Here is a 14,888-nt window from a genome sequence, read left to right as displayed (position 1 = left end):
TGACGAATGAAAGGCGCCTATAATGAAGTGATTCGTAACTTTAAGATTGTATTACCAGCATTTGATTTTTTTAAGCTTATGTAAATATATTTGAATAACCAATATCAAAAGTTATAGTATGAGTATAATATTAATATTCAAAATACAATAATTATATGTCAAATTTAACCGAGGCTTTAAACAGAATTTACAGTTAGTATATTTTTATTAAGTTATCAATCGCTTCAATAAGAAATTGCATATCTTTAAAGGATAGTTTCATTTTCTTTTCCTAAACAATATATTGTACTTATAATTAATTTTATATAATTTTTCTCCAACCTGCCTAAGTGCATTTTTATAATCCTCAAGCAGCATAATGTTGTAAGGTTTCCATAACCAGTGATTCCCACGGTCATTAACTAATTTTAATTCAACAGGAATGTCTGTATCAGTATCTAATTTAATTTTTTCTTTAACAAGCTCGGTTCCTGACCTTATTGCTGCAAGGCTGGTTGTGCCTACTATAGTCATACTACACTCGGACTTAGTTAGTGTTAGTACTTATTAGAATATTTTTAAGGTATTGGTAGAAAGTGCGCGCGGGCGCCTCCCCAGGATGTCGTAAACTAATTTTTATGGTGAAGCGAGCGTGCTTATTTATACTAAAAACGGGTTAAAACTTTACTTTTAAAGCAAGCTAAAATCTTTAAGATGCTTCGTACCTCAGCATGACAAAAGTCTAGATTTTACCCGTTCGGAGTATACTTATGTAATTGTTCGCAAGCCCGAATGTGCTAGTTTAGTTAGGCTAAAGAAAAAAATGAAAATAATAGAAATTTAACGTTTTATGAATCGCCGTGATTTTATAACTTTGTTTGGTGTTGGTGGAATAGCCTCTTCTCTTCCACTTGCGCTTGCAGCTTGCAGTCCTGAAAAATCCACAACGACTACTTCAAAAGATTGGCAAAATATTGGTAAAGTTGCCGAATTAGATAAAACTGGTCAGTTACTAAATGAAAACTCGCCTGTGGGTTCAGTGTTGGTTGTGGGTACATCAAAAGCAAAAAATCTCGTTGCCGTTAATCCTACCTGTACTCATCAAGGTTGTAAAGTCAATTGGAAGGCAACAGAAAATAAATTTTTGTGTCCCTGCCATAAATCGGCATTTGCGGCAGATGGTAAGGTGTTAGCAGGACCTGCCACAGACCCCCTGGCAACCTACGCAATTAAAATTGAGGGAGATGGTGTTTTGGTAAAAGCAGTGTAGGAAGAGGCTGTAATGCTTAAAACCTATATTGGAAGTTGTCCGCAGCGGTGCAGTTCGATTTGAAGCGGACATAGACTTAAGCTTGGGTACAAACAAGTGTAACTGCTCGATTTGCACGAAAACAAGGAATTGGAATGCAATTATAAAGCCGAATGCGTTCCGATTACTATCTGGTGAAGACGATTTAAATGACTATCAGTTCAATCCCAAGGTTGGGCATCATCTTTTAAATCTATTTTTAAAATCTACTTAATAATGATTACCAAATCTTAATTTAGTTGAAGAAACTAAAAATACCGCGCTCTTGCTTCAGGAATGAGCATTAAATACTCTTGTACCCCCTTTACTAAGGGGTAGGGGGGATTTCTAATGGTCTATTATTTTAATAGAGGTCAATTATTCAGATTGGGTTTTAAACTTGTATCCACCAGCTTCAACAATTAGCTTACCTTCTTTCCATCCTTGATAAATAGGGGTTTGCGCTGCTGTTGCATTCTGGTAAACTTTGTAGTGTTGGCGCCAATCGTGAAATTGTCCGTTTCTCCAAACTTTGGGTAAAGCTTCACCTTGATATTGGAGTTTTACTTTTCCTGTAACTCCTTGATATTCAACTATTCCATTACTAATTTGATTTAAATTTAAGCGTGACTTAGACACTACAGACTGTTTAAACTGCTCCCAACTTTTATGAGTTTCCTGTTCCCCAACTTCAAGCGCAAATCCTGAAGTTGAATTTGTGCCTGTTGCAGTTATAATTTGGTCGTTTGGATAACGCTGCTTAATTTTTTCGGTTGCAGTTTGATTAATACCCTCGACTGTTAAATTAATGGGTGTTAGTGCTAACCAGGTTTTTTCATACCGAATAAATGTTTTGACTTTTTTGGTTTCTATTTTTACCGACTTGGGTAAGAAGAATTGAAACGGCGCCTTTGGTTTATCATTTAACCAAATAACTAAATTGCGGTATTGAGCAACATTGTCTTTACCAATGGAACTGGTTGATATTTGGGTTGCGTCGTTACCAGTGGCAGCAATGAAATAATCTACACCACGCTGTTTATTAAAAGCCATCATTTTAAACCCATTCCAATCTCCACCAGAACCTTGTGCTAGTGTACCTAGTTGGAATGTATGACCGAAGTATAAAGTTTCGTGGAATTGAGGTTTGCTGTCTCCTCCTGGTTTCCAGTTTTCATAAGTTGGTTTGGAATTCAACAATTCTAATGGCTTAGAAAATTGCTTTCTTGCTAATGCGACAACTGCGGCAGGTGGACGGTAACTACTGGTAATTAAATGCACACTATCTGGGGAAGGGTTGGAATCTCCAATGGGTGAATCGCCAAAATATAATCCTAATTCATGTGTAGCAAGGGAACACCATGTACAATTACCTTGGTTATAATCGCGTTTTGATGGGCCACTAAATGCACCTCGCCAATATTTAACGGCGCCGGATGTAAAATACCAATCGAGTGCGGCTTTTGCTATTGATTTTACTTCTTTGTCTTTAGCAAAATCATAAAGATTTACATATGTAGTAACAGCATGTCCCAAGTAATTTTCTGAGTCCCACTCACCTTGTCCAATTTGGTAGAGAGTGCGGACATTTTTAATAATGCGTTTTTTATATAGTTCGCGTGTTTCTTTATTACCAGTTTCTTCAGCAAACAAATATACTGCAACCTCTCGCATCGCTTTGAGGTTATCGGTATTGCGACAATCAACCCAACTATTACAATTATCGATTGAATTAGCCCAAAACTTACGTTGTGTAGGAAAATATTTATCTAATGGGTCAAACTCTGTAAAAATTTTCATTGCGCGCTTCATACGCTGGCGATATGCAGGGTCAAGATATTTACCAAAGTAGAAGTATTTGCGAACTTGCCCTTTAAGAGTAAAACTTGAGTAAAAGTCTATACCTAGTGTATGACTGTGGCTTTGAGCATCAGCATCTTCAGATTGTAAAAACGCGATTGCTTTTTGTTTATTTCCAGCAAGAAAGTCAATCATTGCTTTAGGGTAAGATTTTTTCTCGCTTTCAAACGATGTCGTACCGTAATTACTACCTGCAAGTTTTGTAATTACTTCCTTTGAACGCTGCTGAAACTCAGTTTCCATTGCAGTAGTCCATTGCGCCTCAGATAGTGATTGTGTACTGCTCAATAGCAAACACACAAGACAGATAATAATAGCGTTTCTAAAAAGTGGCTTTTTCACAGATACTATAGCAGTTCCTTGTCAAGTAAAGTACACATTCAATTAGTTTATCTCTTGTGGAGCGGGCATCCTTGCCCGCCTTTATATACTTCATGCTTAACAGGAAACCTAAATACATACTAAAAATAAACAAACCTGAATTTGCTATTCAACTTATCATCTAACAATGCTGAACTCTACAGGTGGCATAACTACACAACCAGTCCATAAATTTTCTGACACCGAATCTTCTGGTTGGTACATTGTTGTTGGCGCCGTAGCCACTTCATAGATAAAATGAAGTTGATATTTACCTAATTTGAGGTTACGAAAGTACCAGAAACCACCTGCTTCGTTAGGAATTGCCAGTTGAAGCTGGTTTAAAAAATTTCTATATAGTCTACTATCTAGAACAAAAAAAGTACTTGCACCTGGCATTGCTGAGTAATAAAGTGCCCCTTCACTTACCCAAAGTCTCATCATATCGCAGTCCGGTTCTATAATTTTACCTTTATCCCCTTTTAAAATTGGAGTTAGAGAGCTTAATCGTTGAAAGCAAAGCGGAACTAATGTATTATTAGTAGCGCGAATACCTAACTTTATTGAAGTTTTGGCGCCTTATGAGTAAAGCGTTTAAAAAAAACTAATACGTAGCGGGGTAGCAAGATTAGGATATAATCGAGGTGTATCAAAAGCCTTAACCACTTGCTCGTATATTACGTGTGTTTATTGCTAGTAAGTACCGGGCTAGTTAGATGAATGGCAACATAGTAGTATAAATTCAAATAATGTCAGTGATTATTACTCTTAAGGACATAAGAAAAAAACGCGAACTTTCACAGGAAAAACTTGCTATAGCAAGCGGTGTGTCTGTCTCCTATATCCAAAAAATTGAGCAAAACGTGATCAGGAGGGTATCTTTAGACATATTAGATAAGCTGTGTGAGGTTTTAGACTGCCAAGTCTCTGATTTGCTGATTCATGTAAAGGAAGCAGCATGACCAGAGACATTCAGTTAGATGGGCCTACAATTGAACAGGTAAAAGCTTTCTACAGTTTATGCGTGCGAATAAGCAACCTACTACAATCAGTTGAGTTAACAAGGTATGATAGGCGCTCACAAAGAGTTGTAGTACTTATTGGTGAAACACTTCAAGTAGAAATTTTAAGTAATGGAGAGGAAATAATTCAATGAGTAATTACGAACAGTTAAGTGAATCTGAACTAAGGAATTATGTAAAGCAGCATCCTGATGATGAAGATGCTTTTCAACACTACCTTGCTATTATGCGAGCAAAACCAGGTAGAGTTGTGGTTAGTACAGATGAACAGCTAGAGGCTGAGTTAAAGAAGAGATTGAATAAGTAATCAGTAGACTGTCATCTTGGAACATTACGAAGAGCGGAGAAATAGATGTGATGTAATATTCGGTAACGTAACTGTAATAAAATTCTCGTAGAGACTAAACATGTTTAGTCTCTACATAATGGGCAATCTAGGCAATACGAAATTCTACAAATGGCATAGCTACACACCCAGGGCAAACTTTTTCTAAAACGTTTTCTTCAGGGCGCCTTGCTCTAGATACAGGATGACGATATGTAACTTGCATCTGATATACACCTATGAAGAGATTAGGAAAATAATAAAAACCACAACCTGTTAATCCCCTAGCTTTATTAGAAACTGCAAGTTGAAGTTGACCTTGATACCATGAAAGCATTCCTTCTAAATCAAAAAATGCACTTTCTCCTGGTTGTACCAAATAATATTGTGGTTCTTTCCCTAGTCCAGGTCTTATCATGTCACTCAGGTAATTTATTTCTTTACCCTCTTCATTGATTAGGGTTACATGAATAGAATGTGATTGGTTAAACTTTATAGGGGCTGATGTCTGGTTAGTCACGTGAATGCCTAGTTTTACATTAGCTTTAGTTCTAAATAGTCTTGAAGGAATAGCCAGTACAGACGGCATTTCTATTTTGAATAAAACCCCATCAACTTCTATGGCTGTACTATCAGATAATAAGGTTTGAACTAGACGCAGGTTCTCTCAAGGTGTTGCTAATATTCCTGAACTAATTTGAACTTCAGTGTTCAAAATAAATCGAAGCTGATAAGTTTCTGCTTCAAGTGCATCAAATTGCCAGAAATAATTAGGGTTAACAGAACTAAGCACATAATAGTCAGGAATAGTAGGAATTTTTAACTGCAAAGAATTATCTTGCCAAAAAAGGCTTGCTGTTAAAATAAAGGTTGTACGACAATTAGGTCTAACTTTCCACCAATTTGATTGTGTATTATGATTGTTTTCCAAATTATTAGTGATAATCTTATTAGTGACTAAGTGTCCCTGTACTATTTGACAATCTGATGTTAAAAGCTCTGGAACAAATGCTTGTAAGGAGTTAAGATTAAAATATTCTTGATTATTGTGGTTAATACTTACATATAATTTGATTGGAATATTAACCCCATTTTTGTTTTCTGAGATAGGATGTACTCTAGTAGGAAATTGTATTATATTGGAATTGATGAGTTCTACCTGTGTGCTATTTAAATCATCAAATGTCATATTTGATATCCTCATAATTATTATATTATGTGGTCAATAGGAATTAACCACAAAGACACAAAGGACACGAAGGAAGAATTTTTAAGATATAGCTCACTAAATTTGATGATACAGACCATTAGTGTTATAACTAAACAATATTTCAATTTATTACTTCAAGGTCGTTGCTATTTACAAATTCACTTTATGTCATTATAGTTACCCTTGTTTTCAAGCTTTTATGCACTATTAAACTTGTAATTTTAACTGTTTTCACTTAAACAAATTTCTACAAAGGGTGTGGGTACTGTATTCTTACAAATCCATTCTAATGATTTTTTACTTGTGCTTATTTGGTTTGTTGGCGCCCACTCGTTTCGTTTGCTGTATATGAATCGCACCCGATATACACCTGGTTGAATGTTACAAAAATGCCAATAACCGCCATCTCCAGCAGTAATTTTTAATCCTAGGCGCCCACGCTTGAGCCAAATGAGTTTTGCATATGGAAAAAGAGTCACACTTTCCCCTGGCATAGAAGAAGGAAAATCACATTCTCTAGGAGATTGAAGGAACGTAGTAGAGTAATTTCTTTGTAATGCTAGACCATCTGCTCCTACTATTTGAGGTATTAAAGTGGCAAAGAAATCGAAGCGAAAGGGAGTTTGGGTGTTATTCGTAATACTCATCCCTAACTTTACTAAAGTTTCTGCTCCCCGTTCTTGTTTTGGTATTGTTATTATTTTTTCTGGTATAATAGTTTCAAGCCGAATACCGTCAACTTCTACTATATTGGGTTCAGCTAATAGGGGTTGGACTAAGTAAAGATTTTTTAATTTTGTTGCTATTTTGACTTTTGTACCGTCTGAGTAAACTATCTTTTTATAAGAATTTAAATAATTAAACCGAATTTGATATTTTCCTGGGTGCAGTTTATCAAAAAACCAATAGTGTCTAGATATAAGTAAATTGAAGTCGCAAGCGTGAAATTCGAGAGTTAGCAAGTTATTCTGCCAAAAGAGCTTTGTGTTTATGCAAACAGTCGTAGTTATTCTGGGCTGAACTATTAAATAATTATCTTGTTTAAACGGACTGCTTAAGTTTGATATTAAATGAGTTAGTCTATATAAAAAACTTGCTGAAGATTCATTTGTATCGGGTAGCTGTGGCAATATTTGACCGTCCGATGTGATAACTTCTGGGATTAATTTTTTAGGGTTGAAGCGAAAAGAGGTTCTTGCATTGTTGGTAAGATGTAAATCTATTTGCATATAAGTGTTAGTGCCAGGTTTATTTTCAGGGATAGGTAGTACTATCAGGTCTGGCAACCATATTTCTATAGGAATATCATTTACTTCCAAGTCTTTGCTATTAAATGTCATATTTGTTACTATAGCGATTTCTGTATGAGATTAAATTTAGTAGGATGTGTATGTATCTCCCCTACCCAAACATCTTCTATTTTATATATGTCACTTCTAGGGTTATTGTAAATTTGGTTTTCCCACACTGGTTTCAAATCTATAGGGTCGCTGTAACCCCCTCTCTGTTCCTATGCAGGGTGTTGATTTTCATAAGTAAATTGAACCCAATATTCGCCATGATTAAAATCATAAAATATCCAATTTTGACCACCTGGTTCACGAAATACATATTTTAATTTATTGTCCTCCCAGCAAAAATACCCTTCTACTAGCAGAGACGCGCTTTCTCCCGGCGCCAATATTTTAAAGTCTGATTTTTGGGGATTGTAACTACCATTTACATTCGGCCCAAAGCGTGGCAGGTTTTGTTTATTGGCTTGAAGGAATTTTGGGCGCCCGAAGAAAAGGAGAAAGCAATGAGGGATTTCTGTGTTGTTAGTAATTTCAATGCCTAGCTGAAGTTTAGTTTTTTTACCAGGTTGTTTTAGTGGAATTTGCAGTTCACACTCAGATATAAGCGTTTGAAATTTAATTCCATTTAGTTCAAGATTATTGTTATTGTCTGGGCCAAAAGATGTCATGTTAGAGAAGGTTTTAAAGGTAACTAATTAAATTATAAATAAAAATCGGGGGATTCAACGCTTATTTTTTATTTCTATATCTATTTTAGGTGTACATACCATTCCCATCCAGAGACCATTTATTAAGTTTTTACTTTTGGTTTCTCGGTCATAGTCTAATTTCTACTGAAGTGTAGGAATCTAAGCGATTATCTGGGATGGGTAACACGATAAGGTTTGGTTCCCAAATGAATAGATGGATACCATCTCTTTCAAAGATATTGCTAATATTTAATTCATTTGATGCCATATTTTTAAAGTAGTGGTTTATATCTTAATAATTCTTCCTTTGCGTTCTTTGCGTCTTTGCGGTTCATTCCTCTTACCTCCAAAAATAATGGCATGAACCACTACTATTTACTACAGAGGTACAGAGAGAATATCATAGTCCTAGATCAATTATAAAAGATGCGTAGATTTAGAGACCGAGTTAATTCTGTCTCTATAATGCGTGAATTTTACGAATGATACCTGAACTTTTATAGGCGCCAATTATTCTCTCTCTGTGCCCTCTGTGTCTTTGTGGTCAAATAAGATGCTTGTGATTTAAGTATAGTATTATAAGCGAATCTTTAAGATGCTACCCTTCGGGAAAACTGCGTTAACGTGCCCGACTCATGACAATTGAGAGAATAAACAGGCAGGGATGCCTGTTCCACAAGAGTGATAAGAATGATTGTTATACTGGGGTTTGTAGGTTGATGTAAACGGACAAATCGCTGTGCAATCTTTTGACTTTACTACTCTCACTGCGGTTTGTAACGAACTGCGCGAAACTTGGATACCCTCGCGCGTTGAACAAGTTTACCAGCGTGACCGCAATACTATTTCTATTGCTTTACGTACTTTAAAGGGACGGGGGTGGTTGGAGGTTTCTTGGCATCCTCAAGCTGCGCGTTTGCATATTGGTTCTCCACCTCCTAGAGTTCCTGATACTTTTACTTTTAGTCAACAGCTAGTTAGTCAGCTTAATGGTTTGGCACTTGTTAAAGTTGAAACTATTGCTGCTTGGGAACGAGTTGTTGATTTACAGTTCGCTCGGCGCCCTGGTGAAGATGCTGTATATCATATATATATAGAAATCATGGGTAAGTACAGTAATGTTGTGCTTACTAATGCCAAAAATGAGATTATTACTACTGCACATCAAGTAAATCAACAGCAATCGAGCGTTCGTACAGTATTGACTGGGCAGATGTATGAGGCGCCTCCCAGTATGACTAATACTATCCCCAGTTTGAATGAGTCTTTTGAACGTTGGCATGAACGGGTAAGTCTAGTACCTGGCGCCTTGAAAAAACAGTTGCTCAAAAATTATCGCGGTCTTTCACCGATGTTAATACAGTCGATGTTAGTTGCAGCGAATATTGATTTGGATGCGACTACCGATAAACTAAATACTCTTGAGTGGGAAAAATTCTTTCAACGTTGGCAAGAATGGTTACATCGAGTCGAAGCTAACCAGTTTGAACCAGTTTATTTAGAGTCTGGTTATACAGTATTAGGTTGGGGTGGAATTAAAAAAGCAAATAGTACTCAAGAACTATTAAATGATTACTATACAACTGAGTTTAATCAATTAATATTTTCGCAGTTGCGGCATCAGTTGACGCAAAAGCTAAATAATCTGTTGGAGAAGTTGCGGCAGAAGGCAAACACGTTTAAAGAAAGGTTGGCACAAAGCGAACGCGCAGATGAATATCGGTACTATGCTGATTTATTAATGGCGTATCTACATGAGTGGGCGCCTGGAATGGATAAAATAACGTTGGATGATTTTGAGACGGGCAAACCTGTTACTATTCCCCTAGAACCTGATAAAAATGCTGTGATTAACGCGCAAATGCTTTATAAACAGCATCAAAAGCTGAAGCGTGCCCGTGGTGCTGTAGAACCGTTACTTGCCGATGTAGAAGCCGAAATTGAGTATTTGGAACAAGTTGAAGCTGCTGTTTCTCAAATTGAAAGTTATTCAACTAGCGAAGATTTGGAAACCCTCGAAGAAATTCGTGATGAGCTTGTCTCTCAAAAATACCTTGAAGATACAGGCTACCGCAGTCGCAGCAATGATAAAAGTAAAGATATTAACTTTAGACGTTTCCAGACTCCGGGTGGACTTGAAGTTTTAATCGGTCGTAACAACCGTCAAAACGACCAACTGACTTTTCGCTTTGCAAATGATTACGATTTATGGTTCCACACTCAAGAAATTCCTGGCAGTCACGTGCTTTTACGTCTCCAAGCTGGTAATGTACCTGATGAAGTTGATTTACAACACACCGCTAACCTCGCAGCTTACTATAGCCGTGCGCGTCAAAGTGAACAGGTTCCTGTAGTGTATACTCAACCAAAGCACGTCTACAAACCTAAAGGCGCCAAACCAGGAATTGCCATTTACAAGAATGAGCGTATTATCTGGGGACAACCCCAAAAAATCAGGTAAAACAACAAAACAGCACAATTTCCAGTGCGTCTAACTTTTTTTCTCAAAAGTCAACTAAAAATCTGTGCTGCCTGTTACAATATTTAATTGAAAAACATCCTGTTGCGTTTTGGGAACGTGCAACCGGATAAACTCTTTCGAGAAGATGACGAACATATATGTGACCGGTTGTGGTAGACTGGTCATCTTTTTTTATTTGTATATAGTCATCATCTTATCACAATTACTACTGAATTTTAGATAGGATTTTGTAAACTTGTAATACATATTCAGTTATATTACCTAAGTATATTTATTGAGGTTTATTAATAAAAGTAAATTTTTGTAAAGAAAGAATAACAGCATAGGTAAGAATACACAGGCAAGAATACACAGGCAGGGATGCCTGTGCTACAAGGGTGTGTTGCTAGAAGGTGAAGGTGGTTCGCAGGGCGCCTATAACAGTGGAATCGTTATTACTGTTGTGGTCGGGCGCCGTTAACCAAATGACACCAGGAGTAATGGTGATGTTGTCGGAAACTTGATATTGATAAAAAGCCTCGATGTGGTAAGAAGTATCTTGGTCTCTGGTTAGTCCATCAATCGTTGAACGTGTAACTCTCGGTTCCATACCGAATATAATGCCTGCTAAGTTACCTTTTTTACCAAAATCGGGTAAGCCGAGTGTAACAGCCCAGTTCCAAATTTCAGCGCTTCCACGGTCTGGGAAAGCTGCTGTAGTTGCCATGTTACGCGCATTACTGTAACCTGCCCAACCACCTAAGACAATTTTGTCGCTGATACCTATTGATGCTTGCACACCGTATGAACTTGTATTAAATGGCACTTCTTCACCAAGTACCGTTGTTCCATCTAATGGTGAGGCGACATTTAAAGTCGCAGCATTACTACCTGCAAGAAACGGTTGCCTATAAGCATTTATGTAAGTAAAACCAACACTAATACGCTCAGATGGTTTTACAACTAGCTGTGCAAGAGCTGCATACGAACCGTCAAATAACCCATTTCTGGGTGTGGGGTCGTTGTTTGCCCCTGCTAAGTAACCCAACGATAGTGTTAAAAAGTCACCAAAGTTTTGATTAAAGGCTGCTCCGGCGCCGTTTACCTGGTAATAAATTGGGTTACGAGTACCAAAGCTCGATAAGGCGCCATAGCTTCCATCTCCATCAAATATATTGAGCGTGTTCGTCACATCGTCGGCGGCGCCAGCATTGGCTATTAATTTTATCTCTGTATTTTCACCAGGATTAAATGCGTATACGAGCGCATCGAGAGCAACATTATTATTGCCGTCTTCTCCTACAAAGAACAAGTTTCCTTCGGGAGTACCAATGTCGGGACCTAAAATATTGTTTGCCTGAAGTCGCGTCAGCAACTCATCTTTACCCGTAAAACTAGTGACGAATTCAACACGAGTACGGGCGCCAAAAGTAGTGTTGTTATCTGTGGGACGAACACCATTAACATTATCACCACTAAAAACATCGCTGAACACTGCAACTACTGACCCTTGTAGTTTAGTTGTAGTTGAGAATTGATTTGCCTCTAATTCAGCTGTTTTTGCTTCAACCGCATCAACACGTCCCCGCAGTGTTGCAAGTTCTGCTTTGTACTCTTCTTGTAGTCTAACTATTACATCTAAATCTTCTTTTCTGACCAAATCTGCCGTAGCTGTTGCAATCAGTTCATTAACTCTATCCAAACAGGCATTTAAACCTGCCGCAAATTCATATCGTGTCAACGCGCGGTTCCCACGATAAGTCCCATTCGGATAACCCGCTATACAACCGTAACGTTCTACTAACGACTGTAACGCTTGGAATGCCCAGTCTGTTGGCTGTACATCCGAGAACTGCGATACCGATGTTACTTGCGACATTACCTCTGTTGAAGTACTTCCAGTTAGTTCGACTGGAGTTGCAATCTGAGATACTTCGACTTGCTGCAACTGCTTGACTTCTTCCCCAAACGCAGTGGAGTTCATGGCTAAGACTGTAGCCAAAGCAACAGGGCTAGCTGCTCGAAACCAGATATTTTTCACGTTCACTCCTCACACAATTGATAATTACTATTAATACTACTATTAAGTTGTTGAATTAAATACAACAATACAGGACTTACGCAAAAATCCTAGAAACCTGGTTTCTTGGTCGATAATTTGTAATAAAAACACGATTTTGGGTAGAAACCAGGTTTCTGTGTACAAGTCCTACAATATTTGCATAGGCATTATCAAGTTTTAACCAATACTTATTGGTTTACTTAATAAAAAATCTAGATTCTTAACCTCAACAATGTCATAACCGTGTCAACTTAATGCAATTGTGACTAATCGCAATTGACATTAGTACCGACTTTTAGTTACAATATAAACCAATAACGAGAATCATTATCATACTATAGTAACTTAATTGTCAAGAAAAATGTGGCTTGAGGGTAGTTTGTGTTTTATGGAATGTAATAAGGCGCCAAGAAAATTGTACAAGATAAGTAGCAAAAGCAGTAGCAAGGTTAAAGGGGGCGCGATATCGCTGTTAGCGTTATTGGTACTGCTCACTACAGCAGCTTGTAGTCAAACCAATAATAACCAAGTAACTACAGAGACATCACCTCCAACGACTGCAACACCAACAACAGACCCAGGAAAGCCCAGAATAAAGGCAGTGGCAACATTTTTACCGATGTACTGGTTTACAAAAGCAGTTGCTGGGGATGCAGCAGAGGTGGAAATTTTAATTCCACCTGGTACAGAAGTACATGATTACCAGGCAACACCAGAAAACGTTAAAGCAATTGCAACAGCAAACGTTTTGATAAAAAATGGATTGGGGTTAGAAGAGTTTCTGGAAGATACAGTCAAAAATGCTCAAAATGCCAATTTAAAGCAAGTTGACGCAAGCAAGGGCATTAAAGCATTGAATGAAATTTCTCCAGTTGTGGAACCTGTTAAAGGTAAAGGACACGACCATGACCATGAGCATTCAGCAGGAAACCCCCATGTTTGGTTAGACCCAGTATTAGCAAAACAGCAAGTTACCAATATTCGTGATGCATTAATTGTTGCTGACCCTGCGAATAAAGCAACGTATGAAGCGAATGCAGCAGCTTATATAAAGCAACTTGATGATTTACACAACGAATTCCAACAGGAATTGCAAAAAACTCCTAATTGTACTTTTATAACTTTCCATGATGCTTACCCATATTTAGCACAACGGTATAACTTGAAACAAGTAGCCGTAGTAGAAGTACCAGAAGACCAACTGGCGCCATCTGACGTACAGAAGGTAGTGAACACCGTGAAAAAGTACAATGTGAAAGCATTGTTTAATGAACCTGGGACTGATAATAAATTACTTGCTAGTTTATCTAAAGATTTAAATTTAACACTTCGTGAAATTAGCTCTTTAGAAGCAGGTGATAACGACCCACAAAGTTATTTCAAATCGATGAAATCAAATTTAGAAAATTTACAATCGGCTTGTAAGTAACTAAACGTCAAACTTTAATCTGACTTCTAAAACATATCTTTATACAAGTAGGCGCCCCTGAACGGTTACTCGCGCTTACTATTTTATTGCTGTTCTGTGTTCTTTTAGTTATAAATTTATCACTAATGATAAGTAATATCCCTATTCTTAAAGTCGAAGGTTTAACTGTTTATTTAGGAAAATATCTTGCGCTTCGCGATGTTTCGTTTCAACTTGAACCGGGAACTAATACCGCAATAGTCGGGCCAAACGGCGCCGGAAAAAGTACATTAGTACAAGCAGTTTTAGATTTAATTCCTCGTAGTAGCGGTAGCATTCAAATTTTTGGGCGCCCAATTACACGTTTAGGGCATTTGCGACAGCAAATTGGATACATGCCACAAAATTTTATATTTGACCGCAGTTTTCCGATTTCGGTGTTTGAGTTGGTTGCTTTGGGGTGGACAAAAAAGGGGTCTTGGGCAAATAAACTTGCTGCTGTTGAACAAGCTTTAATGCGAACTGATGCATTACATTTACGAAATCAAGCTATTGGAACACTAAGCGGAGGACAGTTTAAGCGTGTACTACTAGCTTACTGTTTGGTGGCGCCGCGTCAGCTATTGGTTTTAGATGAAGCTTTTGCTGGGGTTGATGCACAGGGAACAGCAGAATTTTATACTTTACTCAATCAAATCAAACAAGAACAGGGTTGGACGATTTTACAAGTTTCTCACGATATTGATATGGTGAACCAAAATTGTGACCGCGTTATTTGTCTTAACCAGACAGTTGTTTGCAGTGGTACACCTGAATTTGCGCTGTCACAAGAAAACCTTCTGGCTACATATGGCCCGTCTTTCACTCGCTATCACCATCAGCATTGATAGATGATTTGGGGTTAGGTTGTCACCCAACCCACGGTAAAG

Annotated in this window: 16 protein-coding genes; 7 read left to right on the top strand and 9 right to left on the bottom strand. The window is 37.6% G+C overall.

The window, feature by feature from the left end; genetic code table 11:
* Positions 1-258: 258 nt before the first annotated feature.
* Entirely contained in the window at positions 259-513 is a 255-nt protein-coding gene (locus DSM106972_RS08525) for a hypothetical protein (RefSeq protein ID WP_127080287.1), read from the bottom strand.
* A gap of 316 nt (positions 514-829) precedes the next feature.
* Between DSM106972_RS08525 and DSM106972_RS08520 the strand changes: the two genes are divergently transcribed.
* Positions 830-1,249 carry a QcrA and Rieske domain-containing protein gene (locus DSM106972_RS08520; RefSeq protein ID WP_127080286.1) on the top strand — a complete coding sequence of 140 codons (420 nt, stop codon included), beginning with the start codon at positions 830-832 and terminating at the stop codon, positions 1,247-1,249.
* Positions 1,250-1,645: 396 nt separating this feature from the next.
* Here DSM106972_RS08520 and DSM106972_RS08510 read toward each other — a convergent pair whose 3' ends face one another.
* On the bottom strand, positions 1,646-3,370 hold the full coding sequence (locus DSM106972_RS08510) for a hypothetical protein (RefSeq protein WP_127080285.1): 1,725 nt from the start codon (positions 3,368-3,370) through the stop codon (positions 1,646-1,648).
* Positions 3,371-3,625: 255 nt separating this feature from the next.
* Positions 3,626-3,931, bottom strand: a complete 306-nt coding sequence (locus DSM106972_RS08505) for a hypothetical protein (RefSeq protein WP_127080284.1) — start codon at positions 3,929-3,931, stop codon at positions 3,626-3,628.
* 305 nt (positions 3,932-4,236) lie between these two features.
* Here DSM106972_RS08505 and DSM106972_RS55705 point away from each other — a divergent pair, with 305 nt between their 5' ends.
* The 3 genes from DSM106972_RS55705 to DSM106972_RS52140 are packed head-to-tail and all read left to right on the top strand — an operon-like array spanning position 4,237 to position 4,816.
* Positions 4,237-4,449: a helix-turn-helix domain-containing protein gene (locus tag DSM106972_RS55705; RefSeq protein WP_127080283.1), complete on the top strand. Its 213-nt coding sequence runs from the start codon at positions 4,237-4,239 to the stop codon at positions 4,447-4,449.
* Complete coding sequence (locus DSM106972_RS08495) at positions 4,446-4,643, top strand: DUF6888 family protein (RefSeq protein WP_127080282.1); 198 nt, start codon at positions 4,446-4,448, stop codon at positions 4,641-4,643. The genes DSM106972_RS55705 and DSM106972_RS08495 overlap by 4 nt, the downstream gene beginning before the upstream one ends.
* The gene (locus DSM106972_RS52140) at positions 4,640-4,816 is read left to right on the top strand and encodes a DUF6887 family protein (RefSeq protein ID WP_170213564.1); all 177 of its coding nucleotides are present in this window, start codon (positions 4,640-4,642) and stop codon (positions 4,814-4,816) included. Before DSM106972_RS08495 ends, DSM106972_RS52140 begins: the two co-directional genes overlap by 4 nt.
* Before the next feature lie 127 nt (positions 4,817-4,943).
* Here the strand turns inward: DSM106972_RS52140 and DSM106972_RS08490 are convergent, their stop codons facing one another.
* From DSM106972_RS08490 to DSM106972_RS53245, 5 genes are all read right to left on the bottom strand, one after another.
* A complete protein-coding gene (locus DSM106972_RS08490; RefSeq protein WP_127080281.1) occupies positions 4,944-5,423 on the bottom strand; it encodes a hypothetical protein in 480 nt (159 codons plus the stop codon).
* A 78-nt stretch (positions 5,424-5,501) separates the two neighbouring features.
* Entirely contained in the window at positions 5,502-6,023 is a 522-nt protein-coding gene (locus DSM106972_RS08485; RefSeq protein ID WP_127080280.1) for a hypothetical protein, read from the bottom strand.
* Positions 6,024-6,265: 242 nt separating this feature from the next.
* The gene (locus DSM106972_RS08480) at positions 6,266-7,384 is read right to left on the bottom strand and encodes a hypothetical protein (RefSeq protein ID WP_127080279.1); all 1,119 of its coding nucleotides are present in this window, start codon (positions 7,382-7,384) and stop codon (positions 6,266-6,268) included.
* Positions 7,385-7,554: 170 nt separating this feature from the next.
* Positions 7,555-8,007 (bottom strand): hypothetical protein, encoded by a 453-nt coding sequence (locus DSM106972_RS08475; protein WP_233787739.1) that lies wholly within the window; start codon positions 8,005-8,007, stop codon positions 7,555-7,557.
* A 148-nt stretch (positions 8,008-8,155) separates the two neighbouring features.
* On the bottom strand, positions 8,156-8,296 hold the full coding sequence (locus DSM106972_RS53245) for a hypothetical protein (RefSeq protein WP_186538898.1): 141 nt from the start codon (positions 8,294-8,296) through the stop codon (positions 8,156-8,158).
* A 471-nt stretch (positions 8,297-8,767) separates the two neighbouring features.
* Between DSM106972_RS53245 and DSM106972_RS08470 the strand changes: the two genes are divergently transcribed.
* The gene (locus DSM106972_RS08470) at positions 8,768-10,489 is read left to right on the top strand and encodes an Rqc2 family fibronectin-binding protein (RefSeq protein ID WP_127080278.1); all 1,722 of its coding nucleotides are present in this window, start codon (positions 8,768-8,770) and stop codon (positions 10,487-10,489) included.
* A 406-nt stretch (positions 10,490-10,895) separates the two neighbouring features.
* Here the strand turns inward: DSM106972_RS08470 and DSM106972_RS08465 are convergent, their stop codons facing one another.
* Positions 10,896-12,530, bottom strand: a complete 1,635-nt coding sequence (locus tag DSM106972_RS08465; protein ID WP_127080277.1) for an iron uptake porin — start codon at positions 12,528-12,530, stop codon at positions 10,896-10,898.
* A 409-nt stretch (positions 12,531-12,939) separates the two neighbouring features.
* Between DSM106972_RS08465 and DSM106972_RS08460 the strand changes: the two genes are divergently transcribed.
* Positions 12,940-13,980, top strand: a complete 1,041-nt coding sequence (locus tag DSM106972_RS08460; RefSeq protein WP_233787738.1) for a metal ABC transporter substrate-binding protein — start codon at positions 12,940-12,942, stop codon at positions 13,978-13,980.
* Between the two features lie 125 nt (positions 13,981-14,105).
* Positions 14,106-14,846, top strand: coding sequence for a metal ABC transporter ATP-binding protein (locus DSM106972_RS08455; protein ID WP_127080276.1), 741 nt, complete (start codon positions 14,106-14,108; stop codon positions 14,844-14,846).
* Positions 14,847-14,888 lie beyond the last annotated feature (42 nt).

Source organism: Dulcicalothrix desertica PCC 7102, assembly GCF_003991905.1.
GTDB classification, from domain to species: Bacteria; Cyanobacteriota; Cyanobacteriia; order Cyanobacteriales; family Nostocaceae; genus Dulcicalothrix; species Dulcicalothrix desertica.
This window is presented reverse-complemented; position numbering and strand designations above follow the sequence as displayed.

What these genes read in the sequence shown, in the direction of transcription:
- DSM106972_RS08525 (WP_127080287.1), bottom strand. Translation starts at nt 513, where the DNA reads ATGACTATAGTAGGCACAACCAGCCTTGCAGCAATAAGGTCAGGAACC.
- DSM106972_RS08485 (WP_127080280.1), bottom strand. Translation starts at nt 6,023, where the DNA reads ATGACATTTGATGATTTAAATAGCACACAGGTAGAACTCATCAATTCC.
- DSM106972_RS08510 (WP_127080285.1), bottom strand. Translation starts at nt 3,370, where the DNA reads ATGGAAACTGAGTTTCAGCAGCGTTCAAAGGAAGTAATTACAAAACTT.
- DSM106972_RS53245 (WP_186538898.1), bottom strand. Translation starts at nt 8,296, where the DNA reads ATGGCATCAAATGAATTAAATATTAGCAATATCTTTGAAAGAGATGGT.
- DSM106972_RS08455 (WP_127080276.1), top strand. Translation starts at nt 14,106, where the DNA reads ATGATAAGTAATATCCCTATTCTTAAAGTCGAAGGTTTAACTGTTTAT.
- DSM106972_RS08495 (WP_127080282.1), top strand. Translation starts at nt 4,446, where the DNA reads ATGACCAGAGACATTCAGTTAGATGGGCCTACAATTGAACAGGTAAAA.
- DSM106972_RS08460 (WP_233787738.1), top strand. Translation starts at nt 12,940, where the DNA reads ATGGAATGTAATAAGGCGCCAAGAAAATTGTACAAGATAAGTAGCAAA.
- DSM106972_RS08490 (WP_127080281.1), bottom strand. Translation starts at nt 5,423, where the DNA reads ATGCCGTCTGTACTGGCTATTCCTTCAAGACTATTTAGAACTAAAGCT.
- DSM106972_RS55705 (WP_127080283.1), top strand. Translation starts at nt 4,237, where the DNA reads ATGTCAGTGATTATTACTCTTAAGGACATAAGAAAAAAACGCGAACTT.
- DSM106972_RS08520 (WP_127080286.1), top strand. Translation starts at nt 830, where the DNA reads ATGAATCGCCGTGATTTTATAACTTTGTTTGGTGTTGGTGGAATAGCC.
- DSM106972_RS08475 (WP_233787739.1), bottom strand. Translation starts at nt 8,007, where the DNA reads ATGACATCTTTTGGCCCAGACAATAACAATAATCTTGAACTAAATGGA.
- DSM106972_RS52140 (WP_170213564.1), top strand. Translation starts at nt 4,640, where the DNA reads ATGAGTAATTACGAACAGTTAAGTGAATCTGAACTAAGGAATTATGTA.
- DSM106972_RS08480 (WP_127080279.1), bottom strand. Translation starts at nt 7,384, where the DNA reads ATGACATTTAATAGCAAAGACTTGGAAGTAAATGATATTCCTATAGAA.
- DSM106972_RS08505 (WP_127080284.1), bottom strand. Translation starts at nt 3,931, where the DNA reads ATGATGAGACTTTGGGTAAGTGAAGGGGCACTTTATTACTCAGCAATG.